The organism is Streptomyces sp. RPA4-2, from assembly GCF_012273515.2.
In the GTDB taxonomy this organism is placed as follows: domain Bacteria; phylum Actinomycetota; class Actinomycetes; order Streptomycetales; family Streptomycetaceae; genus Streptomyces; species Streptomyces kaempferi.
Window position 1 is genome coordinate 7,734,420 of the sequence record NZ_CP050975.2, and the last position, 22,654, is coordinate 7,757,073.

Consider the following 22,654-nt stretch of genomic DNA (forward strand, 5'->3'; position numbering starts at 1 on the left):
TCGCTCTCGTACGGACCCCTCCGTACCCCCTGTTCCGGACCGAAAGGCCTCCCGTGTCCCCAACTGCCGCTCGCATCACCGCGGTCGACACCTACGACGTCCGTTTCCCCACCTCCCGCGAGCTCGACGGCTCGGACGCGATGAACCCGGACCCCGACTACTCGGCGGCCTACGTCGTGCTGCGCGGCGACACGGCCGACTGTCCCGAGGGGCACGGATTCACCTTCACCATCGGACGGGGCAACGACGTCCAGGTCGCGGCGATCGAGGCGCTGCGGGGGCACGTGGTGGGACGGTCCGTCGAGGAACTGTGCGCCGACCCGGGCTCCCTCGCCCGGGACCTGATCGGTGACAGCCAACTGCGCTGGCTGGGGCCCGAGAAGGGCGTGATGCACATGGCGATCGGAGCCGTCGTCAACGCCGTGTGGGACCTGGCCGCCAAGCGTGCGGGCAAGCCGCTGTGGCAACTGCTCGCCGACGCCGAACCGGAGTGGCTCGTGAGCCAGGTCGACTTCCGCTACCTCACGGACGCCCTCACCCCGGACGAGGCGCTGGAGCTGCTGCGGCGCGGCAGACAGGGAGCCGCCGAGCGCGCCGACACCCTTCGGGAGAACGGGTTCCCCGCCTACACCACGTCGCCGGGCTGGCTCGGCTACAGCGACGAGAAGCTCACCCGGCTGGCCGCCGAGGCGGTCGCCGACGGCTTCACGCAGATCAAGCTGAAGGTCGGCGCCGACCTGACGGACGACGTACGGCGCTGCCGGGTCGCCCGCTCCGTCGTCGGCCCCGGCATCCGCATCGCGATCGACGCCAACCAGCGCTGGAACGTGGACGAGGCCATCGACTGGACCAGGGCCCTCGCCGAGTTCGAACCGTACTGGATCGAGGAACCCACCAGCCCCGACGACGTCCTCGGACACGCCGCCGTGCGCAAGGCGGTCGCCCCCGTCAAGGTCGCCACCGGCGAGCACGTCCACAACCGCATCGTCTTCAAACAGCTCCTCCAGGCCGGCGCCATCGACATCCTGCAGATCGACGCGGCCCGGGTCGCCGGCGTCAACGAGAACCTCGCCATCCTGCTGCTCGCGGCCAAGTTCGGGGTGCCCGTCTGTCCGCACGCGGGCGGCGTCGGCCTGTGCGAACTCGTCCAGCACCTGTCGATGTTCGACTTCGTGGCGCTCTCCGGCACCACCGACGACCGGGTCATCGAATACGTCGACCATCTGCACGACCACTTCCTCGACCCGGTGGTGATCCGGCAGGGTCACTACACGGCACCCACCGCGCCGGGCTTCTCCGCCACCATGCGTCCGGAGTCCATCGCGGAGTTCACCTACCCCGGCGGCACCTTCTGGGCCGCCGACCTCGCCCGGCAGGAACCCGACCGTCAGAAGGGGGAAGCGGCATGACCGCGGACTTCGAAGGCCTCAAGGCGCTGGTGACCGGAGGAGCCTCCGGCATCGGCCGCGCCACCGCCGAGCTGCTCGCGGCCCGCGGCGCCCAGGTCGCCGTCCTCGACCTCGACCTCTCGCGGGTCGAGAAGCCGCTGCTCGGCTACCGCGCCGACGTCGGCGACGACGCCTCCGTCCGCACGGCGGTGGCCGCGGCGGCGCAGGATCTCGGGGGACTCGACGTCCTGGTCAACAACGCGGGGATCGGCGCCCAGGGCACCGTCGAGGACAACGACGACACCGAGTGGCACCGGGTCCTGGACGTCAACGTCCTCGGCATGGTGCGGACGACCCGCGCTGCTCTGCCGCATCTGCGGGAATCCGCGCACGCGGCGATCGTGAACACCTGCTCCATCGCCGCCACCGCAGGACTGCCGCAGCGCGCCGCGTACTCCGCGTCGAAGGGGGCCGTCCTCTCCCTCACCCTCGCCATGGCCGCCGACCACCTCCGCGAGGGCATCCGTGTCAACTGCGTGAATCCCGGCACGGCCGACACCCCCTGGGTCGGCCGGCTCCTCGACGCCGCCTCCGACCCGGCCGCCGAGCGCGCCGCCCTGGAGGCCCGCCAGCCCTCCGGGCGGCTCGTCTCGGCCGCCGAAGTCGCGGGCGCCGTCGCCTACTTGGCGAGCCCGCTGTCCGGCGCCACCACCGGTACCGCGCTCGCCGTGGACGGCGGTATGCAGGGACTGCGGCTGCGGCCGGTGGGCCGGTGAGAACCCTCGGGAGGAGCGGCGTCGAGGTCAGCGCCCTGTCCTTCGGCGCCGCGGGCATCGGCAACCTGTTCACCGCGGTGAGTGACGAGGCGGCGTACGAGGCCGTGGACGCGGCCTGGGACGGCGGCATCCGCTCCTTCGACACCGCACCGCACTACGGCCTCGGCCTCTCCGAACGGCGACTCGGAGCGGCCCTGCGCGCGCGGCCCCGCGACGCGTACACCCTCTCCACCAAGGTGGGCCGCCTCCTGGAGCCCGCCGACACGGGTGGCGACGACCTGGCGAACGGATTCGCCGTGCCGGCCACGCACCGCCGGGTCTGGGACTTCAGCGCCGACGGGGTACGACGTGCCCTGGAGGCCGGCCTCGAGCGGCTCGGCCTCGACCGCGTCGACGTCGTCTACCTCCACGACCCGGACGACCACGCCGAACAGGCCTTCCAGGAGGGCTACCCGGCGCTGGAGAAGCTCCGCTCGGAAGGCGTGGTGGGCGCGATCGGCGCGGGCATGAACCAGGCCGGGATGCTCACCCGCTTCGTCCGCGACACGGACGTGGACGTCGTGCTCTGCGCCGGACGCTACACCCTGCTCGACCACCGCGCGCTGGCCGAGCTGCTGCCCGCCGCCCTGGAACGCGGCACCTCGGTCGTCGTCGGGGGCGCCTTCAACTCCGGCCTGCTGGCGGACCCGCGGCCGGGAGCGACCTACGACTACGCGACCGCGCCCCGGGAGACGCTGGAGCGGGCCCTGCGGCTCCAGGAGATCGCGGGGCGGCACGGCACCACCCTGCGCGCCGCCGCGCTCGCCTTCCCCGCCGCCCACCCGGCCGTCGTGAGCGTGCTCGTCGGCGCCCGCTCGGCACACGAAGTCCGCGACTGCGCCCAGCAGTTCGCCACTCCTGTGCCCGCCGCGTTCTGGCGGGAGCTGCGGGAAGCGGGACTGCTGCCCGAGGAAGCCCCCGTGCCCGTACAGGACTTGTCATGAGAATCGCCCTGCACACCAAGGTGCGCGCCGACCGCGTCGACGCGTACGAGGCCGCCCACCGGAAGGTTCCCGCGGAACTCACCGCGGCGATCCGGGCCGCCGGAGCCACCTCCTGGACGATCTGGCGCAGCGGCACCGACCTGTTCCACGTCCTGGAGTGCGAGGACTACGGCCGGATGCTCGCCGAACTGGAGAGACTGCCGGTCAACATCGCCTGGCAGGCGCGGATGGCCGAACTCCTCGACGTCGTGCACGACTACTCCGACGAGGGCGCGGCGGCGGGGCTGCCCGTCGTGTGGGAGCTCCCGTGAGGGTGGACGCGCACCACCACGTGTGGGACCTCTCCGTCCGGGACCAGGACTGGATCACCGGGCCCGGACTCCGCCCACTGCGCCGGAACTTCACCGTTGACGACCTCAGGCCCGAGGCGGCCGCCGCCGGCATCGGACGGACCGTCCTGGTCCAGACCGTCACCGTGGCCGAGGAGACCCCGGAGTTCCTCGGCCTCGCCCGGCACAGCGACCTGATCGCCGGAGTGGTGGGCTGGACCGACCTGACCCGGCCGGACGTCGCCGACGAACTGGCCCGGCTGCGGGAGCTGCCGGGCGGCCGGTACCTCAAGGGCATCCGTCACCAGGTGCAGGGCGAGCCGGAACCCGAGTGGCTGCTTCGGCCGGACGTGCGGCGCGGGCTGGCGGCCGTCGCGGCGGCCGGCCTGGTCTACGACCTGGTCGTGCTGCCCCACCAACTGCCCGGCTGTGTCCGCGCGGCCATGGATCACCCCGAACTCACCTTCGTCCTCGACCACTTGGGGAAGCCGCCGGTCGCGGCCGGCTCCCTGGACCCGTGGGCGGGGCATGTCCGGGCGCTGGCGGCGCTCCCCAACACGGTGGGCAAGCTCTCCGGCCTGGTCACCGAGGCCGACCTCGCGAAGTGGACGGTCGACGACCTGCGCCCGTACGCCGAGACCGCCTTGGCGGCCTTCGGCCCCGGCCGCCTGATGTTCGGCTCCGACTGGCCGGTGTGCACGCTGGCCGCGTCGTACGCCCAAGTGGTCGCGGCCACCGAGGAGTTGACCGATGTGCTCGATGAGGGCGAGCGTGCCGACGTGTTCGGCGGTACCGCCCTGCGCGTCTACCGGCTCTGATCACTCCACTCCAGCCGCGTCGGCGGCAGGAACTCCCGCACATGGGTCCGGTGCCAGCACGCGCCCGTCTCGCGGAGCTCGCGCCAGGTCGTGTAGCGGTAGCGGTACAGGCGGGCCCGGACGTACCGGGGCGGCGCGTCCGCCGGGAACGGGGAACGGCGCAGCAGCCGCAGCGTGTCGCGGTCGTTCTCCAGCAGCCGTTCGACCAGACCGGTGAACCAGGAACCGGCGTAGGCGGGGGAGAGCGCCGCGAACCACATCATCCAGTCGAGCCGCAGGTGGTACGGCGCGAACTGGCGCGGCCAGCGGCGCGGATCACCGGGCTTGCCCCTGAACTCGTACTCCCGCCAGTCCGAGTCCTCGCGCGGCATCGCGTCCGAGGTGCCCTCGACGACCACCTCGTGGCGCACCCGGCTCACGCTGCCGAACGCGCCGTAGGTGTTGACCAGGCGCAGCGGGTCGAAGGAGCGGTTCATGACCTGTTGCCGGGAGACCATGTTGCGGGCCGGACGGTAGCCGAGGACCACCAGGCAGGCGGCGACGGCGAGGACCACGATCTCGTACCAGAGGGGCGGCCCGGGCACCCGCGGGGGAGTGGCCGGGAACTCGACGGCGGCCAGGGCCAGCACGATCGTGGTCCAGTTCAGCCAGGAGAAGTTGCCCGACAGCACCAGCCAGAGCTGCGTCAGCACCATCAGCGAGGCGGCGGCCGTGGCGACCGGCTGGGGGGCGAACAGCAGGACGGGGACGACGAGCTGGGTGACGTGGTTCGCGGCCACCTCCACCCGGTGCAGGGGCTTGGGGAGATGGTGGAAGAACCAGCTCAACGGGCCGGGCATCGGCTGGGTCTCGTGGTGGTAGTCCAGGCACGTCAGCTTCCGCCAGCAGGCGTCGCCGCGCAGCTTGATCAGACCGGCGCCGAACTCCACCCGGAAGAGCACCCAGCGCAGCAGGAAGAGGACCACGACCGGCGGAGCGACCTCGTCGTTGCCGAGGAAGACGGCGAGGAAGCCCACCTCCAGGAGCAGCGACTCCCAGCCGAACGCGTACCAGGTCTGGCCGACGTTGACGATCGACAGATACAGCACCCAGGGGACGAGCCACAGCACCATGCCGCCCCAGAGCGGGAGGTACCCGTCGAGTCCCGCCACCAAGGCCGCGGACACCGCGCAGCCCGTCCAGGACCAGACCGCGAAGAAGCGGTCCGAATAGTGCAGGTGGAACACGCTCGGGGCGTGCCGGAACGGCACCCGCGCCACGAAACGGGGCACGGGCAGCATCCCGCGCTCCCCGATGAGCGCCCGGAACTGCAGCGCCGCGCCGAGGAACGCGACGAGATAGACCACGGCCAGCGCCCGCTGGAAGACCAGCCGGCTCAGCCAGTACTCGGGGGCGGTGAACCATTCCACGGCAAGTCGCTCCTCTCCCTTCCATTGTGACGCTGGGTGATCGTCTCCGCTTGCGTGAGCCAACCGCGCGCCGCAGACAATGGTCATCGACCTGTCCGGGATGAACGGGAGAACGCGGTGCGCATATCCACCCCAACCTTCGTCACGGCCTGCGCACTCACGGCGGCCCTCCTCCTCGCCGGGTGCGGCGGCAACGGCGGCGGGACCGACGAGAACACGGCGTCCGACGCCTCCGACGGCGAGATCCTCCTCCAGCCGGTCGCCGTCCAGGGGCCCGACCCCTTCACCGGCTCGACGGTCACCACATCCGTCACCCCGCCACCCGTCACCCGAACACCGCAGTCGGGGGCGGAGGACTTCCCGACGACCGGTGACACCACGACCGCGGCGCGCCCGGCCCGTTTCCCGGGGGGTACACCGGGCCTGTACGGCGGGACCCGGGCGGCCGGCAGCTGCGACGTCGACCGGCAGGCCGGACTGCTCACCGCCGACCCCCGCAGGGCACAGGCCTTCGCGCGGGCCGCGGGCATCGCACAGGCCGCCGTCCCGGACTTTCTGCGCGGGCTGACGTCCGTCGTCCTGCGCGCCGACACCCGGGTCACCGACCACGGCTACCGGGACGGCCGGGTGACCGGCTTCCAGTCCGTGCTGCAGGCGGGCACCCCCGTCCTCGTCGACGACCGGGGCGTGCCCCGGCTCCGCTGCGCCTGCGGCAACCCGCTGAATCCGCCGGTCGCCCCGCGCGGGACCGCGGCCACCCGGGGGCAGCCCTGGTCCGCCTACCGGCCGGGCGAGGTCATCGAGGTGACGCCCGCGCCCGCGGCGCTCGGCAGCGTCACCCTCATCGACCTCGACGACAACACCTGGATCGAGCGCCGGACCGGCGACGACGGGCACCGCGACGTCGCCGTCCGGCCGCCCGAGGCCGGAGCACCCGACATCGGGCCGTCCGGTGTTCCCCCCGGCCCGGACACGAGCCCGCGGGCCTCGCCGTCCGGCTCCGGCCCCGGCGACTCGCCGAGCGGAGCGGGCCGCTCGCCCGAGGACTCCGACTGCGCGACGCCGACCGTGACCGTCCCGCCCGGTCCGACCGGGAGCGTCCCGGACGAGGTGCCGCCCGCGCAGACTCCGGTGCTGGCGCCCCCGGACTGCCCCACGGCCACCGTCACCTCCTCGCCCCCGACCGTGGGCGAGCCCACGGCCGTGCCGTCGGACGAGGGCACGGTTCCCGGACCGGACGAGGGGACCGGACCCGACACCCTTCCGGAGCTCCCCGGGCTGCCCGACGGCGGTGGTGCGGTGCCCGACGAGTCACCCGGCGGGGGCACCGTGTTCGACGCCCCGACCGACGTCTTCGACAGCTGAGCGGGCGGGAAGCCGCCAGTACGGCGGCCCCGGCCCGCGCCTTCGGAGGGCCCGGAATCGGGCTCCCCAGAAGTCGAATAATCCGGCGAATCCTGGCAAGGTGGGCCCATGGTTGATCGGGGAGCGAGCGCCCTGTCCCTCCCGGACGACTGGCCCGCCCACCCGGATCCGATCCTGGCGCTCAACCGCATGGGCAGCTTCGACTGGGACCTGGACAGCGGCCTGTTCCACATGGACGCCCAGGCCCACGAGATCTTCGACCTCCGCCCCGGTGAGTTCGACGGGTCCCCCGACGGCCTGTCGGTCCGGATGCCCCCGGCGGAGGGCATACGCCTCGACACCGTGGTGTCCCAGGCCATCAAGGACGGCAGTGAGAACTACGGCGCCTACTTCCGCGTCCGCCGCCGTGACGGCTCCCTGCGCTGGACACACACCCAGGGCTGCATCCGGCGCGACGAGACCGGCAGGCCCCGCCGGATCATCGGCATCGTGCGCGACGCCACCCAGGAACTGAGCGAGGGCGCGGCGCGCCACGAGCTCGCCGCCCAGGACGAGGCCCGCCGCCAGCAGACCAGCGTCGTGCAGATCACCACGGCGGCACTGGCCCACGCCCGTACCGTCCAGGACGTCATCGACATTCTCAAGGACACGCACGGCCTCACCCATCTCGGGGCGACGAGCATGGTCATGGGACTGGTCGAGGCCGGCCGCATCCGGCTCGTCGCCGAGGGACCCGCGGGAAGTTTCGTACCCGGCACCCTGATCACCCGGATCGACGAGGAGTACCCGATGAGCGAGGTCGTGCGCACCCTCGCCCCGCGCTTCATCGAGTCGCCCGACGACTTCGCCGCGTCGTACCCGCTGCTGTGGCCGCACATCACCGACCTGGAGATCACCTCGGCCGCCTATCTGCCGCTGATCGCTCAGGCCCGTCCCATCGGTGCCCTCGGCCTCCTGTACAACGACCGGTACGGCTTCTCCGCCGAGGAGCGCAACGTCCTCGTCGCCCTCGGCAGCAGCATCGCGCAGAGCCTGCAGCGGGCCATGTTCTACGAGCAGGAGAAGGACCTCGCCGAGGGACTCCAGCAGGCCATGCTGCCGCGCTCCATCCCCAGCGTGCCCGGCGCCGACACCGCCGTCCGCTACCGTTCGGCCTCCCTCGGCCGGGACATCGGCGGCGACTGGTACGACCTGATCCCGCTGCCGGGCGGCCGAGTCGGCGCCGTCATCGGCGACGTCCAGGGCCACGACACGCACGCGGCGGCCGTCATGGGCCAGTTGCGCATCGTGCTGCGCGCCTACGCCGCCGAGGGACACACCCCCGCCACCGTGATGGCCCGCGCCTCGGTCTTCCTGCACGAACTCGACACCGAACGCTTCGCGACCTGCCTGTACGCGGAGGCCGACCTGTCCACCGGAGTCGTCCAGCTGGTGCGGGCCGGCCACATCGACCCGCTCGTCCGGCAGACCGACGGCACCTGCCGCCGGCTGTCCGTCGAAGGGGGCCTGCCGCTCGGTCTGTCCGCCCTCTTCGGACGCCTCGAATACCCGGTCGAGACGGTCGAACTCGACCCGGGCCAGACCCTGATGCTGTGCACCGACGGCCTCGTGGAGCAGCCCGGCGTCGATCTCGACGAGGGGATGCACACCCTCATGGAGCTGATCCGGTCGGGTCCGGAGGACGTACGCGATCTCGCCGACCGGCTCATCGACGTCGCCGAGGAACGCGGCGGCGAGGACGACGTGGCCCTGCTGCTCCTGCGCCGCTGCGGCCCCGGCCCCCGGCAGTCCGGTGGCCGGCTCCAGCAGCGTGTCGCGCCCGGCGACTCCGAGGCCCTCACCGAGGCCCGGCACATGATCCGGGCGGCGGTCCGTGCCTGGGGGGCCGCGGAGCGCGCCGACGAGATCGAACTCGTCGCCGACGAACTGATCACCAACGCCCTCATGCACACCGAGGGCCCCGCGATCGTCACCCTGCGGGTCCTCAGCGGCCCCGACCGCAGGCTGCGCGTCGAGGTGGAGGACTCCTCCAGTGCCCTGCCGCGCCGCCGGGAGGCGGGCGAGTCTGGTGTCTCCGGCCGTGGTCTGCTGCTGGTCGACCGGCTCGCCGACGTCTGGGGCGTGGAGGCCCGGGGCGGCGGCAAGTGCGTGTGGTGCGAGTTCCTCGTCCCGGGACGGGACTGACCGACGGCGCGGCGCGGCCCGGAAGGGGCGTGGCCGGTGATCCGGATGGTGGTGTCGGTGCCGGGTGGCACTCTGGATGCATGCCGGAACTGCCAGAGGTCGAAGCGCTCAAGGACTTCCTGGCCGACCATCTCGTCGGCCGCGAGGTCGTGCGCGTGCTGCCCGTCGCGATCAGTGTCCTGAAGACCTACGACCCGCCCGTCACCGCCTTCGAGGGCCGCGAGGTCACCGCGGTGCGCCGGCTGGGCAAGTTCCTCGACATCGAGGCCGACGGCCTGCACTTCGTGACGCACCTGGCCCGCGCGGGCTGGCTGCAGTGGCGGGACCCGTTGCCCGACGGCCCGCCCAGACCGGGCAAGGGCCCACTGGCGCTGCGCGTCGCCCTGGCGAACGGCGAGGGCTTCGACCTCACCGAGGCGGGCACCCAGAAGAGACTCGCCGTGCATGTGGTCCGGGACCCGCAGGAGATCTCCGGCGTGGCGCGCCTCGGCCCCGACCCGCTCGCCGCCGACTTCGACGAGGCACGGTTCGCGGGGCTGCTCGAGGGGGAGCGGCGCCGGCTCAAGGGCGCCCTGCGGGACCAGAGCCTGATCGCCGGCGTGGGGAACGCGTACAGCGACGAGATCCTGCACGCCGCCAGGATGTCCCCGTTCAAGCTCGCCTCCTCACTGACGCCCGAGGAGACAGGCCGGCTGTACGAGGCGCTGCGCGGGACGCTCACCGAGGCGGTGGAGCGCTCCCACGGGCTGGCCGCGGGTCGTCTCAAGAGGGAGAAGAAGAGCGGGCTGCGGGTGCACGGCAGGGCGGGCGAGCCCTGTCCGGTGTGCGGCGACACCATCCGTGAGGTCTCCTTCAGCGATTCCTCGCTGCAGTACTGCCCGACCTGTCAGACGGGAGGCAAGCCTCTGGCCGACCGGCGGATGTCCCGGCTGCTCAAATAGCTTCCGCTCAGGGGGACTTGACCGTCACCAGATGCTTGCCGTCCGCTGTGCGCACCTCGAACCGGCTGATGTCCGAGGACGGCATCGAGGCGCCGCCCTGCATGCTGGTGGACGCGCCGTCGTGCCCCGGCACCATCCAGCTCGTGACCGTCTGCTCCGAGCCGTCCTTGCCGACGGCGACGAGCTGACAGGGCCGCGGGCCCCCGGAGTCCTTGACCTCGACGCCGACCTCGCTGCCCCAGACCCGGTCCTGGGTGGTGATCCGGGCCCAGACGCCGGTGTCCGCGTCGGTCGCGGCGGCCTGGTTGGACACGGAGCCGCCGGACGCCGAGTCGTGGGAGGTCACCATCGCGATCGTGGGGCCGCCCGCCGCGAAGACCACGGCGGCCGCCACCGCGTACAGCCAGCGCCTGCGGCCGGCCCGCCGGCGGGCCGCCACCTCGTCGAGCAGCGTGTCCAGCAGCCGCGGGCCGGGTGCCGCGAACGGGTGCACGGAGCGCGGTGTGGCCCGCCGGTACAGCATCATCTGCCGTGCGGCGGGTCGGAACTCACTCACGTGCGCCGCGCACTGGGGGCACTCCATGAGGTGATCCTCGAAGCGGAAGGCATCCGCCTCGTCCAGCACGCCGAGCGCGTAGGCGCCGACGTCACGATGCCGTTCCAGGGACCTCATACCGAATACCGAATCCTCGTGGCGATCGAGCGGGGTGGGGGTGGTGTTGCTGTTGCCCACCGGTACGGACCAGACCGCCGAATCACTCAAGCCCGTCCGGAATCGCGGCGAAGACGTTCGGAGCGAGCGCGCCCGCGGATTGGTGCGTGCCCGGAAAAGTTGCCCGGGACGCGTCCGCGGGACGGCCGCCCGGAGGTCGCTGGGAGTCTGTCGCAGGACGAAAGGCCTGTTCGGCAAGAGGGAAGGACTGTTCGAAGGGTGCGGACGGAGGATCGAAGGGCGCGGTCGGAAAGGGAGGGATCCGGTCGGACGAGGATCGAAAAGTGCGGTCGGTCGGCAGGGCGGAAGGGCGGCAGGGCGATGGCCGATCGGAGGAGGATCGGAGGTTCGGAGGGCGCGGTCAGAAGGGCGGTCAGAAGAAGTCAGAAGAGATGGATCGCCAGGTGTCCGAGTGGCAGGCCCAGCTGCCAGGCCGGTGTCCACACCTTGGGGCCGTCGTCCTCGCCCGGGACCGGCCCCCCGCCGGGTACGGCGTCCAGGTCGGGGGCGAGCAGTTCGGTCTCCTCCAGCCAGCGCCAGGCCGCCGTGGCCAGCTCCAGGTCCGGGGCCGGCCCCCCGCGGTCGGCCGCCTCGGCCGCGAGGCGGGCCATGTGCTCGCGCACCCAGTCCTGCCACGGCTGGTCGTAGGCGGTCAGCGAGAGCCAGGTCTCCAGTTGCGAGACGACCCGGATGCCCGAGAGCTCACCGTCGCTGTCGGAGAGAAAGATGGTCAGTGCCAGGGCGTCGCGCCCGGCGCGGAACTCGAAGGACGTGGGCGGCATCAGGTCGCCGGTCCGCAACAACTCGTCGGCGATGTACTCGGCGTACAACCACGCCATGGGGACGGTGAGTTCCCCACCGCCGGTGCCGTCCGTGCTCTCTTGACCTCTGTGCAGCATCCCTTCCTGCCTTCCTCCGGTGCGTGCGCGTCGCCCGACCCGGGCTCTCGGTCGGAACACGGATGAGGACAAGCGGAATACTCAACCATGGTCCTTGGCAGGCGCTTTACGGAGGCTTGACCCGGCGCTCGGTTTCACCGCAGGTCGGCCGCGTATCCCGGAAGGACCCGGCGCAGGGCCCGCAACGCGTAGTAGGCCCGCGACTTCACGGTACCGGGCGGAATTCCGAGCGCGGCGGCGGCCTCCGCCACACTCGCCCCCTGGAAGTACACCTGCACCAGGACTTCACGGTGCTCGGGAGTGAGAGTCTTCACAGCCTCCCGCACATCGAGCGTCGCCGCCGACCTTTCGGCGTGATCCGCGCACACCCGCGCGTTGTCCAGCACCGCGTCACCCACCTCGGGGGGCCGCGCCTGACGGGCCCGCCGCGCGTCGATCGCGAGCCGTCGTCCCACGGTGAGCAGCCAGGGGCGTACGGAGGCGAAGTCGTCGGCGCGCAACGCCTCGGGGTGCTGCCAGGCCCGTACGAACGTCTCCTGCAGCAGATCCTCGGCGCGCTGCCGGTCGCCGTCGGACAGGCGCAGCAGCAGGGCGAAGAGGGGCCGTCCGTGCTCGCGCTGCAGCGCGGCCAGCTCGTGCTCGGCGGTCGTCTTGGTGGTGGTTCCGGCCGTCATGGCCTGTATGCCAGCGGCTGGCGACCCGCTCGGACAGGGGCGGGGCACGGGTCTGCGGTGGGCGGTCGATGCAGTCGGTGAACGGCACGGTGAACGGTTCAGCGGGCCCCGCGCGCCCGCGGCCCGGCGCGCGCCCCTCCCGCCAACGAGCGCGTCGGCGGGGGACGGACGGGCCCACGGCCTCGGGACTCCTCGGCTCCCGGGCCTCCTCCGGTCGAAGGGCACCGCCTCCGGATGAGGGCGAGAACCGGTGAGGGCCGGTGACGGGCACACGGCCCCGGCCGCTACGGGACGACCGTGACCGGCCAGCGCCCCGCCTTCACCAGCCGGATCGCCACCGAACCGACGATGCGGTGCCCCGCCTGCTCGGAGGCGCCGACCACCACGGCGTCCGCCGTGAGTTCGTCCGCCGCCTTCACCAGGCCGTTGTACGGGTCGCCGCGGAAGGTGTGGAACTCCCAGCGCACCGCGTATATGCCCTTGAGCCGTCCGGCGGCCTCACGGATCTGCGCGATGAGGTCCTCCGCGATCCGGTCCGTCGTCTCCGCGACCGGCGCCCCGAAGGCCGCCCCCGCGGCCATGACCGGCTGGATGTAGACGACGGCGAGCAGCGCGTTCTGCCGCCTGGCCAGGCCGCTCGCGTACGCCGCGGCGCGCAGCGAGGAGTCGGAGCCGTCCACGCCGACGACGATGACCTTGGGGCCGTCCGTGCCGCGCTCGAACTGGTGCGAGGGTTGCTGTTCCGCCACACCGCTGAGGCTATCGGTAGCCGCAGGTCCGGGAGGCACGTGGGGCGTGTGGATACCAGGGGGACGGCGTGTCGGCCGTACCTGCGCGAGGGGACGGTGTGCCGCCGGTGCCGCGCCGACGGCCGGACGACGTCCGGTCCGGACCGGCGTACCAGGTGATCACCGGACGAAGCACCCGGGCCGGCGCAGGGGGAGTGTCCTCCGGCCGACTGGCGGGGGCGTACGCCCGAGGTCGCTCCGGCACATGACCGGGTGCGCGCGACCGGGCACCACGGGGCGTACGCCAGGGGTGGCGCCCGCGCGCGGCACGCTACCGGGCACCGGGTCGCTCGACGGGCGGGGCCGCCCGGCTCTTCCTAGAGTCGGAACCATGAGTGCCACCGTCGAGGCCCGCGGACCGAAGGGCGCCAAAGGCCCCGTACGGCCGTCCCGGGACGGGTTCCTCAGCAAGGTGCCCGAGGGCTATGGCGCCTTCTTCGGAGCCCTCTGCGCGCTCTGCGTCGTGCTGGCCTTCATCGAGCCCCTGCGCCGCCTGCTGCGCCCCGTGGTGGACTTCCTCGACCGGCTGATCGTCCCGGTCAGCGCGAACCTCGCCTACGCGGCCTTCCTCTTCCTGCTCGCCGCCGCGACCGCCGCCCGCAAGAAGGTCGCCTGGTGGCTGGTCGTCGTCTACCTCGGCCTGCTGGTCCTGTCCGGCGTCGTCGGCCTCTCGATGGGCCTGTACGCCGAGTCGCTGCCGTCCTTCGTCGTCTGCGGAACCGCCCTGGTGCTCCTGGTGGTGGCGCGCCGCGAGTTCTACGCCGACTCCCGGCGCGGCGCCGTGTGGCGGGCCCTGGCCGTCCTGGTCGCCGGGCTCGTCGTGGCGATCCTGCTCGGCTGGGGCCTGGTCGAGCTGTTTCCCGGCACCCTGCCGCGCGGCGACCGGCTGACGTGGGCGGCCGGCCGGGTGTGCGGCGGACTCGTCTCCGCCGACTCGTTCGGCGGACGCCCACCCCACCAGGTCTACTTCTTCCTCGGCCTCTTCGGCGCCGTCGCCCTGCTGAACGCCGCCACCACGCTCTTCCGCTCCCAACGGCTGGAGGCGGCCCTGCACGGCGACGAGGAGGCCCGCATCCGCTCGCTGCTGCGGGCCTACGGCGCGGGCGACTCCCTCGGCTACTTCGCCACCCGCCGGGACAAGGCCGTCGTCTTCTCGCCCAGCGGCAAGGCCGCCGTCACCTACCGCGTCGAGGCCGGGGTCTGCCTCGCCAGCGGCGACCCGGTCGGCGACCGCGAGGCCTGGCCGCACGCCATCGACGCCTGGCTGGACCTGGCCCGCCGCTACGCCTGGGTGCCCGCCGTCATGGGCGCCTCCGAGGACGGCGCCAAGGCCTTCGTGCGGGCCGGCCTCGGAGCACTCGAACTCGGTGACGAGGCGATCCTGCACGTCGCCGACTTCGACCTGGACGGCCGCGACATGCGCGTCACCCGCCAGGCCGTCAACCGGGTACGCCGCACCGGGGCCACCTGCCGGGTACGTCGCCACTCCACCCTGACCGACGAGGAGATGGAGGAAGTCGTCGACCGGGCCGACGCCTGGCGCGACACCGAGACGGAGCGGGGCTTCTCCATGGCCCTGGACCGGCTCGGTGACCCCGCGGACGGAGACTGTCTCCTCGTCGAGGCCATGGACGCCGACGGCAGGCTCCTGGCACTGCTCTCCTTCGTGCCCTGGGGCGACGACGGCGTCTCGCTGGACCTGATGCGCCGTGACCGCGAAGCCCCCAACGGCGTCATGGAGTACATGGTCGCCGAGATGTGCGCGGTGGCCGGGAAGTTCGGCGTACGCCGTGTCTCCCTCAACTTCGCGGTGTTCCGGTCGGTCTTCGAGGAGGGCGCCCGGATCGGCGCCGGACCGGTGCTGCGGCTCTGGCGCAAGCTGCTGCTGTTCTTCTCCCGGTGGTGGCAGCTGGAGGCCCTGTACCGGTCCAACGCCAAGTACCACCCCGAGTGGTACCCCCGCTTCCTCTGCTACGGAGACGCGGGCTCCCTCGCCCGTATCGGCATGGCGTCCGGCATCGCCGAGGGCTTCGTCTCCGTGCCGTCGCTGCGCAAACTGTGGGGCAAGGGACGCACGAAGGCCCGGACCGCCCCCGTGCTCCCCGAGGGCCTGCCCGCACCGTCGGCCCCCGGCCCCGGCGGACAGGAGCCGGCCGGAGCCCCCGATCCGACAGCGGGCCTGCCCGAGCAGGTCCGCGTCCGGCATCGCACGCTCGAACGGCTCCGCGCCGCCGGCACCGACCCGTACCCGGTCGGCATCGCGGCACGCACCCACACCCTCGCCGAGGTGCGCGCGGGACAGGAGGTGACCGTCGCCGGACGGGTCGTCCTCGTACGTGACTTCGGCGGCCTGGTCTTCGCCGTACTGCGCGACTGGTCCGGCGACCTGCAGATCGCCCTCACCCGCTCCCGGTCGGGCCCCGCCCTCGACCGGTTCCGCACGGACGTCGACATCGGCGACCACCTCACCGCAGACGGCGTCTCCGGTGCCAGCGACAGCGGCACCCTCACCGTCTTCGTGACCGACTGGCAGCTCACCGGCAAGTGCCTGCGCCCACTGCCCGACAAGCACCGGGGCCTGACCGATCCCGAGGCGAAGGTGCGCCGCCGCCATGTCGACCTGGTGTCGAGCCCCGAGGCACGTCAGGTCGTCCGGGTCCGCTCCACCGCCGTGCAGGCGCTGCGCCAGGGGCTGTTGGACCGCGGCTACCTGGAGGTCGAGACGCCGATGCTCCAGCAGATCCACGGCGGCGCCAACGCCCGCCCCTTCACGACCCACATCAACGCCTACGACCTGGACCTCTATCTGCGCATCGCCCCCGAGCTGTACCTCAAGCGGCTGTGCGTCGGCGGCCTGGAGAAGGTCTTCGAGATGGGCCGCACCTTCCGCAACGAGGGCGTCTCCCACAAGCACAACCCCGAGTTCACCATGCTGGAGGCCTACCAGGCGTTCGCCGACTACGACGTCATGCTCGACCTCGCCCGCGAACTGATCCAGGGCGCGGCGACCGCCGCCTTCGGGACACCCGTCGCCCGCAGGGACGGCACCGAGTACGACATCTCCGGCCCGTGGCCCGTCAGAACGGTGTACGGCGCCCTCTCCGAGGCACTCGGGGAGGAGGTCGACGCCGGCACCCCGCCGGAGGCGCTGCATGGACTGTGCGACCGCGCGGGAGTGCCGTACCGGGCGGACGACGGCCGCGGCGACGTCGTACTGGAGATGTACGAACGTCTGGTGGAGGCGAAGACCCGACTGCCCACGTTCTACAAGGACTTCCCGACCGACGTCTCGCCGCTCACCCGGCAGCACCGCACCGACCCACGCCTCGCCGAACGCTGGGACCTGGTCGCCTTCGGTACCGAACTGGGCACGGCATACTCCGAGTTGACCGATCCGGTGGAGCAGCGCCGACGGCTGACCGCGCAGTCGCTGCTGGCGGCCGGGGGCGATCCCGAGGCGATGGAACTCGACGAGGACTTCCTCGACGCGCTCGAATACGCCATGCCGCCCACCGGCGGGCTCGGCATCGGCGTCGACCGGACGGTCATGTTCCTCACCGGTCTGACGATCCGTGAGACGCTGCCCTTCCCCCTGGTGCGTCGTCGCTGATCGCTCAACTGGTCCCATCGGGTGCTTTCCCGGGGCCGCACCGGTGTTTCTCAGCCGCGTCGCCCGTCCGTTGGGCGACTGATGGGTCATGGAAAGGACCAGTTGCTCACGCGACGCCGGGCATTGATCGCTTAAGCGCCACCGTCCTGGGGGCGGCGGGGGCGGCGGGGGCGACGGGCACGCCCCGCACCCTCAGCGCCGAACCGGCCGGGAGCCCGGTGCGCCCCCCGGCCGCCGGCCCGCAGAACCGTCCGGCCCTCAAACCGTCCGCCTTCCGCCTGCTGCCCATGACCGAAGACGGCCCGCCGAGCAGCAGACCCCTGCGTCCCCCCGTCCGGCGCGAGCCGCTCCTGCACGTGTCCGGGCGTGGCCGCACCATGGTGCTGACCTTCGACGACGGCCCCGATCCGCGCTACACCCCGACCATCCTGAAGACCCTGCGCAAGTACGACGTGCGGGCGATGTTCTTCGTCTGCGGGGGGATGGCCGCGGCCAACAAGGACCTGCTGGCCGAGATGGCCGACGACGGGCACATCGTCGGCAACCACACCTGGACGCACCCCTTGCTGACCCAGCTCCGGCGCCCGCAGATCCGCTCCGAGATCGAGCGCACCTGCGACGTCATCGAGGACGCCTACGGTGAGCGGCCCCTGTGGTTCCGCGCGCCCTACGGTGCCTGGAACCGTGCGACCTTCCAGATCGGCGCCGACCTGGGCATGGAACCGGTGGCGTGGACGGTCGACTCCCGAGACTGGACCACCCCCGGCACCGGCGCCATCGTCCACCGGGTGGAGCACGGCGCCGCCCCGGGCGTCATCGTGCTCTCCCACGACGCGGGCGGCGACCGCTCCCAGTCCGTACGGGCGCTGCGCGACTACCTGCCCCAACTGCTGGACAGCGGCTACCACCTCACTGTGCCGCGACGGCGCTACGCCTGAGACCGCGGGGGCCGTCCGGCGGTTGCCGTGTGTCGTGTGCGGTCCGCCGTCGGCGGCCGGCCGGTGAATGAACCCCGGCCGGCCCGTGAACCCCGGCCGATCCGCGAACCCTAGGAGGGCCGAACGGCCCCGCGCCGCGCCGGAAAGCCCCGGAGGATTCCGCGCGACACGCTCAGCGGACGTCCGCGAGACGGGCGAACACGACGACGTTGCCGTCGTAACCGTGCTCCTCGGAGAAACCTCCTCCGCAGGTGATGACGCGCAATTCCGGGGTGCCCTTGCCGCCGTACACGCGGTCACCGGGAAAGGCGCTCTTCTGGAACACCTGGATGTCGTAGATCTGGAATACCGCGGTCTTCCCGTCCTTGCGCAGGACCTCGACGCGGTTTCCCTTCTTGAGGGCCCCGAGTCCGTAGAAGACGGCGGGGCCCCGCGCGTTGTCCACATGGCCCACGACGACGGAGGTGCCCTTCTCGCCGGGCGACACCGCGCCGGTGAACCACCCCGCGAGATTCGGGTCGTCGGGGGGCGGCGCGCCGACCCAGCCGTCCGTTTCGAGACCGACCGGCACGACCGGTGCGTCGACCCGGATCGCCGGGATCCGTACCCGGTCCACCACGGAGTACGGCAAGGGGGCGGGCGTCTTCGCGAGGACGCCCGCGGGGGTCCGGCCGTCAGCTGCCGCTGCGGCCGCCGCGGGCTGCGGCGGGCCCACGTCGAACTCACCGGAACCGTTGCGGATGAGTGCGAGTCCGGTCAGCAGAACAAGCGCCATCACGCCCCAGGGGACCCGCTTCCTCTGCCGCTCCTCCTCTTCCGGCCATGCGGACGAAGACATTCGCCATCCCCTCTCGACACGGCCGTCACCGCGTCCGTCGCGCATACGAGAAAGCTAAGTGGAGCATGCCCGGCGGCCTACGGGGCATGGGCGGACGGACGGGGAAGCACCATGGCGGTGCGCCATCCGAGTTGCCGAGTGCAGGATATTTCTGGCAGTTCGTGACCTGCGGCAATATCTGATTATGTGTAAGTCATTCGGCGTGTCTTCTCACCGGGACGGACCATTCTCGAAATGCGGCCCCGCGCGACACAACTGAGGGTCTGACTGGGAGGCGCTGCTCGCCGATCGACCGGGGACGGGTCCCGGGGCGTCTTCCACGGAGGATCACATGCGTACCATCCGTGCCCTGGCGGTCTCGGCCGCCGCGGTCGCCGCGCTGGGGTTCGCCGCCCCCACGGCCATGGCCTGGAGCGAACCGGGCTACGGCGAAAGGGGAGCCGGTGAACGCCTGGACGACAGCGGGCGAGCGTACGACGACGCGGACCCGGGCGACTACGGACGCTCCGGCGACGACGGGCGCTGGGACGACGAGAGCCCGGAGGACGGCTGGGGCCGGGGGAGCGCCGGGAGCCGGCGGGACGACGGTCCGAGGAACATCAGGGCCAGGCCCGGTGTCGTCGTCCAGGGCGGCCCGCTGACCGTCGCGGTCGACGGCGACTCCTGCCGGGGGTACGGCAGTACGGTCTCGTCGCGGGCCTTCCGTACCACCCGGCTGCGACGCGCGGACGGCGGCACGGCCACCGCGCGGGTCTTCGTCGACCGGGGCGTGCGGCCGGGGTCCTACGACATCACGGCCCGCTGCGGCGACGACCGGACCCTGACCAGGCCGGCCGCCTTCACCGTCATCGGCGGTGTCCGCGGTGGTCTCGGCGGCGGCACCGTCACCGGAGCGACGCCCACCGACATCGCGATCGGCAGCGGACTGGTGGCCGCCGCCGTCCTGGGCGGCGCGGTCCTGTGGCTGCGCCGAAGGTCCGATCGGCGGATCTGAAAGGGACGCCGCGGAGCCCCGATCGCGGTGACGCGGCGGGGAGACCTCGCGGGCCGCGCGGGGGACCTCGCGCGCGCGGCCGGGGGACGGACACGGCGTGTCGCCCGTCCCCCGGCCGCACGGTCGCTACCGGGGTCTCTCGTGCGGTCCCGTCACCCCGGAAGGTGGGGGAACAGCGTCAGGAACGGCTCCGCCGAGGCCGCGATGCCCCGGCTGTAGGGCGCGTCGAAGTCCCAGATCAGGAAGAGCAGGAAGGCGATCAGAGCCGAGAAGAGCCCGGCCAGGATCAGTTCCCGCCTGGTGCGCCGGATCTGCAGCGCGAAGACCATCCCGATCGTGACGACGGCGCCGGTGATCAGCCCGAACCACACCACGCCCGGCATGGTCGCTCCGGTCGACTCCGCGCGTGAGTTGCGTGCGGTGTCGGCCGCGGTCACCTGGTCGACGAGCGGCTGGTAGGCCTGGGCCTCGAAGTCCGTCTTCGGCTGGTAGTCGGTGACGTCCGCGCGGATGCGGTCGAAGAGCCGCCCGCCCTCGGCGGTCACGCGACCGTGGTCCGCCATGGTCTTCCACTCGGTGGTGACGACATGACCGACGTACGCCTTCACGTCGCCGCGGATGCGGTCCCGTACGTCCGCCGGGTAGACCCTGACCCGCTCCGAGATCTCGTGCAGGGCCTGGGCCTCGGTCTGTACATGGTCCTGGGCGGCGCTGCGGGCCTCCCAGACGCCGGCGATGGCCAGCCCCAGGACGATGGCATAGACCACGCCGATCATCATGGTCATGTACTCGATCACGTCCGGGGTCTCGGACGGATCCTCGTCCTCGGGGGCCCGCCGATTGCGCAGCAGCGCCACGACGAGGACCACGAGGCACGCGGCCGCCATCGCAAGGACGAGAACAAGCCAATCCGACAAAGTTGCCTCCAAGGGTCAGCGCGGACGCAGCGCCGCGACGGCGAGCACCGCGGGCACGGTGACGAGCAGGGTGAGCGAGACCAGGGACGGTCCGCGGCGGACCACGTGCTTGTGCGCCGGTGCGCGGTACACCGGGTAGCTCACCGGGGTGGGCGACGGCTGGGGACGGGCCTTGTGCGTCGGCCTGGGCGTGGGTGTCGGAGCGGGCGGCGGAGGTGGTGGAGGCGTGGGCCTCGGCGGCGGTGCCACGGCGACGGGCCGCGGGGCCGGAGGCGGGGGTGGTGGCGTCGGCTTGGGCGGTGGCGGTGGCGGTGGCGGTGGGGGTGGCGGAGGTGGCGGGGGCTTCGGGGTGGGCGTCGGCGTGGGAGCGGGCGGTGCCGGGCTGACGGTGCAGAGACCGTCATGCGGCGACCGCCACCGCGTCGATGCCGTCCGGGCCGACGGAGGCGTAGGCGCAGGCGTCCGCGACCGCGGACGAGACCGGCGCACCGCCGAGGATCCAGGTCAGCGTCAGCAACGCCAGTACCCGTATGACGAGGGCGGACGGGGTCCGCTGTGGTGCATGCACGACCGAGATCATGAGGCGTGCCGTCCCCGCGCACGCCCGAGTGGCGGGGTATTGCCCCGAACGGAGGACTTGTGGACCGGGGCGGTTTGACGGTCGTGCGGGAGACGGCGGCCGGCCAGGCGCAGATGTGCGAGAAGAAGGGAACGGATGCGTGGCGGACATCTGTCCGAGGTTCCGGTGGCGGACGGCGTCACAGCGTTCCGAAAGTTTTTTGTGGGCCGGTTGAACACAACGACCACCCCCGCCCGTACCTAGGGCCATGCGCGGCGCTGCAGGGCGCTGCAACCCTTATGCGAACAGTGGGAGTTACCCAATGAAGACCTCCTGGCGGAGCGCCTCCCTCGTAGCGACAGCTGCGGCCGTGCTGGCGCTCACGACGGCGTGCGGTCAGGATTCGGGCACCCAGTCGACGGGCAGCCAGAACGTGGGCGCCGCCGCGGCTGCCAACGGATACGGACAGGTCAGCAGCACCGCGACCCCGAACGGCTACGGCGCTGACCAGCAGGGTGCGGCGGCCCAGGCCGAGTCCGCCGGGCAGCTCGCCGTCGCCGAGAGCACGACGCTCGGCAAGGTGCTGACCGACAGCGCCGGATTCACCCTGTACCGCTTCGAGAAGGACACCGCCGAGCCGCCGAAGTCGAACTGTGACGGCGACTGCGCGAAGGCCTGGCCCGCCGTTCCCGCGGACGGTGCCACGGCCGCCACCGGAGTGGACAAGGCCCTGCTCGGCGAGGTCACCCGCACGGACGGCTCCAAGCAGCTGACCATCGGCGGCTGGCCGATGTACCGCTACGCCAAGGACACGAAGGCCGGCGACACCAACGGCCAGGGCGTCGGCGGCATTTGGTACGCCTCCGCCCCCGACGGCAAGAAGGCCACGCTGGCCGCCCTGCCGGGCCTGTCGACCCGCAAGGACCCCAAGCTCGGTGAGATCGTCGTCGACAAGAACGGCATGACGGTCTACCGCTTCATGAAGGACCAGGCCTGGCCGGTCTCGAAGTCCGCCTGTGTCGGCGCCTGCCTGGAGAAGTGGCCCGTCGTCGCGCCGGTCAAGGCCGCCGACACCAAGGGCGTCCAGAAGAAGGGCCTGATGGGCTTCACCCGCCCGGACGGAGCCAAGCAGATGACCGTCAACTGCTGGCCCATCTACACCTTCTCCGGTGACACGAAGGCCGGGGACACCAACGGTCAGGGCGTGGGCGGCACGTGGTACGCCGTCGCCCCCGACGGAAAGCCGGTCGGCGCGGCGAAGTAGAGGATCACCTCCCCAGGGTTGGTCGTCTCGTCCGCAGAGCAACGGAACGCGGAAGGGAGAGTGGATCAGAACTGGCAAGAGTGCCGGACGAACAGAACAACGCGCGCGACCCCGGTCCGCCCCCTCCGCACCGCACGGAGGGGGCGGACCGTTCGGCGTGTGCGCCCGCACCGGCCGCGGCACCGGCCCCCGGAGTGCGGAGCCGGAGAATTTTCCACACCCGGGATACCGGCCACCCCGGACGGCATGACGACGCTTCGTGACTCCC

Annotated in this window: 20 protein-coding genes and 1 pseudogene; 12 read left to right on the forward strand and 9 right to left on the reverse strand. The window is 72.3% G+C overall.

Annotated features, from left to right (window positions below; all coding sequences use genetic code 11):
• Positions 1 to 53: 53 nt before the first annotated feature.
• The 5 genes from HEP85_RS33795 to HEP85_RS33815 are packed head-to-tail and all read left to right on the forward strand — an operon-like array spanning position 54 to position 4,294.
• Positions 54 to 1,409 (forward strand): L-fuconate dehydratase, encoded by a 1,356-nt coding sequence (locus tag HEP85_RS33795; RefSeq protein WP_168531324.1) that lies wholly within the window; start codon positions 54 to 56, stop codon positions 1,407 to 1,409.
• Positions 1,406 to 2,164 (forward strand): SDR family oxidoreductase, encoded by a 759-nt coding sequence (locus tag HEP85_RS33800; RefSeq protein WP_329528028.1) that lies wholly within the window; start codon positions 1,406 to 1,408, stop codon positions 2,162 to 2,164. Before HEP85_RS33795 ends, HEP85_RS33800 begins: the two co-directional genes overlap by 4 nt.
• The gene (locus HEP85_RS33805; RefSeq protein WP_168531325.1) at positions 2,161 to 3,147 is read left to right on the forward strand and encodes an aldo/keto reductase; all 987 of its coding nucleotides are present in this window, start codon (positions 2,161 to 2,163) and stop codon (positions 3,145 to 3,147) included. The genes HEP85_RS33800 and HEP85_RS33805 overlap by 4 nt, the downstream gene beginning before the upstream one ends.
• A complete protein-coding gene (locus HEP85_RS33810; RefSeq protein WP_168531326.1) occupies positions 3,144 to 3,458 on the forward strand; it encodes an L-rhamnose mutarotase in 315 nt (104 codons plus the stop codon). The genes HEP85_RS33805 and HEP85_RS33810 overlap by 4 nt, the downstream gene beginning before the upstream one ends.
• Positions 3,455 to 4,294 carry an amidohydrolase gene (locus tag HEP85_RS33815; RefSeq protein WP_168531327.1) on the forward strand — a complete coding sequence of 280 codons (840 nt, stop codon included), beginning with the start codon at positions 3,455 to 3,457 and terminating at the stop codon, positions 4,292 to 4,294. The genes HEP85_RS33810 and HEP85_RS33815 overlap by 4 nt, the downstream gene beginning before the upstream one ends.
• On the opposite strand, the gene HEP85_RS33820 is transcribed toward HEP85_RS33815, so the two are convergent.
• Complete coding sequence (locus HEP85_RS33820; protein WP_168531328.1) at positions 4,282 to 5,703, reverse strand: lipase maturation factor family protein; 1,422 nt, start codon at positions 5,701 to 5,703, stop codon at positions 4,282 to 4,284. The two genes, HEP85_RS33815 and HEP85_RS33820, sit on opposite strands and share 13 nt — an antisense overlap.
• A gap of 117 nt (positions 5,704 to 5,820) precedes the next feature.
• Here HEP85_RS33820 and HEP85_RS33825 point away from each other — a divergent pair, with 117 nt between their 5' ends.
• The 3 genes from HEP85_RS33825 to HEP85_RS33835 all read left to right on the forward strand — a co-directional run bounded on the left by HEP85_RS33825 (position 5,821) and on the right by HEP85_RS33835 (position 10,193).
• On the forward strand, positions 5,821 to 7,068 hold the full coding sequence (locus HEP85_RS33825) for a DUF6777 domain-containing protein (RefSeq protein ID WP_168531329.1): 1,248 nt from the start codon (positions 5,821 to 5,823) through the stop codon (positions 7,066 to 7,068).
• 108 nt (positions 7,069 to 7,176) lie between these two features.
• Positions 7,177 to 9,252 carry a SpoIIE family protein phosphatase gene (locus HEP85_RS33830; RefSeq protein ID WP_168531330.1) on the forward strand — a complete coding sequence of 692 codons (2,076 nt, stop codon included), beginning with the start codon at positions 7,177 to 7,179 and terminating at the stop codon, positions 9,250 to 9,252.
• Between the two features lie 80 nt (positions 9,253 to 9,332).
• Positions 9,333 to 10,193 (forward strand): Fpg/Nei family DNA glycosylase, encoded by an 861-nt coding sequence (locus HEP85_RS33835; protein ID WP_168531331.1) that lies wholly within the window; start codon positions 9,333 to 9,335, stop codon positions 10,191 to 10,193.
• A gap of 7 nt (positions 10,194 to 10,200) precedes the next feature.
• Here HEP85_RS33835 and HEP85_RS33840 read toward each other — a convergent pair whose 3' ends face one another.
• From HEP85_RS33840 to HEP85_RS33855, 4 genes are all read right to left on the reverse strand, one after another.
• A complete protein-coding gene (locus tag HEP85_RS33840; protein ID WP_329292053.1) occupies positions 10,201 to 10,866 on the reverse strand; it encodes a zf-HC2 domain-containing protein in 666 nt (221 codons plus the stop codon).
• A gap of 422 nt (positions 10,867 to 11,288) precedes the next feature.
• A complete protein-coding gene (locus HEP85_RS33845; protein WP_168531332.1) occupies positions 11,289 to 11,804 on the reverse strand; it encodes a hypothetical protein in 516 nt (171 codons plus the stop codon).
• A gap of 134 nt (positions 11,805 to 11,938) precedes the next feature.
• Positions 11,939 to 12,478: a sigma-70 family RNA polymerase sigma factor gene (locus HEP85_RS33850; protein ID WP_168531333.1), complete on the reverse strand. Its 540-nt coding sequence runs from the start codon at positions 12,476 to 12,478 to the stop codon at positions 11,939 to 11,941.
• A 284-nt stretch (positions 12,479 to 12,762) separates the two neighbouring features.
• Positions 12,763 to 13,227: a universal stress protein gene (locus HEP85_RS33855; RefSeq protein ID WP_168531334.1), complete on the reverse strand. Its 465-nt coding sequence runs from the start codon at positions 13,225 to 13,227 to the stop codon at positions 12,763 to 12,765.
• A 370-nt stretch (positions 13,228 to 13,597) separates the two neighbouring features.
• Here HEP85_RS33855 and lysX point away from each other — a divergent pair, with 370 nt between their 5' ends.
• The gene (gene lysX, locus HEP85_RS33860; protein ID WP_369657956.1) at positions 13,598 to 16,876 is read left to right on the forward strand and encodes a bifunctional lysylphosphatidylglycerol synthetase/lysine--tRNA ligase LysX; all 3,279 of its coding nucleotides are present in this window, start codon (positions 13,598 to 13,600) and stop codon (positions 16,874 to 16,876) included.
• Positions 16,877 to 16,957: 81 nt separating this feature from the next.
• Positions 16,958 to 17,814 (forward strand): annotated as a pseudogene (locus tag HEP85_RS33865) (polysaccharide deacetylase family protein).
• Positions 17,815 to 17,986: 172 nt separating this feature from the next.
• On the opposite strand, the gene HEP85_RS33870 reads toward HEP85_RS33865, so the two are convergent.
• On the reverse strand, positions 17,987 to 18,652 hold the full coding sequence (locus HEP85_RS33870) for a class F sortase (RefSeq protein ID WP_168531336.1): 666 nt from the start codon (positions 18,650 to 18,652) through the stop codon (positions 17,987 to 17,989).
• 331 nt (positions 18,653 to 18,983) lie between these two features.
• Here HEP85_RS33870 and HEP85_RS33875 point away from each other — a divergent pair, with 331 nt between their 5' ends.
• On the forward strand, positions 18,984 to 19,646 hold the full coding sequence (locus tag HEP85_RS33875; RefSeq protein ID WP_168534313.1) for a hypothetical protein: 663 nt from the start codon (positions 18,984 to 18,986) through the stop codon (positions 19,644 to 19,646).
• 152 nt (positions 19,647 to 19,798) lie between these two features.
• Here the strand turns inward: HEP85_RS33875 and HEP85_RS33880 are convergent, their stop codons facing one another.
• The 3 genes from HEP85_RS33880 to HEP85_RS33890 all read right to left on the reverse strand — a co-directional run bounded on the left by HEP85_RS33880 (position 19,799) and on the right by HEP85_RS33890 (position 21,131).
• Positions 19,799 to 20,563: a DUF4239 domain-containing protein gene (locus tag HEP85_RS33880; protein ID WP_168531337.1), complete on the reverse strand. Its 765-nt coding sequence runs from the start codon at positions 20,561 to 20,563 to the stop codon at positions 19,799 to 19,801.
• Between the two features lie 15 nt (positions 20,564 to 20,578).
• Positions 20,579 to 20,707 carry a hypothetical protein gene (locus tag HEP85_RS33885; RefSeq protein ID WP_369657957.1) on the reverse strand — a complete coding sequence of 43 codons (129 nt, stop codon included), beginning with the start codon at positions 20,705 to 20,707 and terminating at the stop codon, positions 20,579 to 20,581.
• Positions 20,708 to 20,963: 256 nt separating this feature from the next.
• Complete coding sequence (locus HEP85_RS33890) at positions 20,964 to 21,131, reverse strand: hypothetical protein (protein WP_369657958.1); 168 nt, start codon at positions 21,129 to 21,131, stop codon at positions 20,964 to 20,966.
• 313 nt (positions 21,132 to 21,444) lie between these two features.
• On the opposite strand from HEP85_RS33890, the gene HEP85_RS33895 reads away from it, so the two are divergent.
• Positions 21,445 to 22,386, forward strand: a complete 942-nt coding sequence (locus tag HEP85_RS33895) for an SCO0930 family lipoprotein (RefSeq protein WP_168531339.1) — start codon at positions 21,445 to 21,447, stop codon at positions 22,384 to 22,386.
• Positions 22,387 to 22,654: the final 268 nt, after the last annotated feature.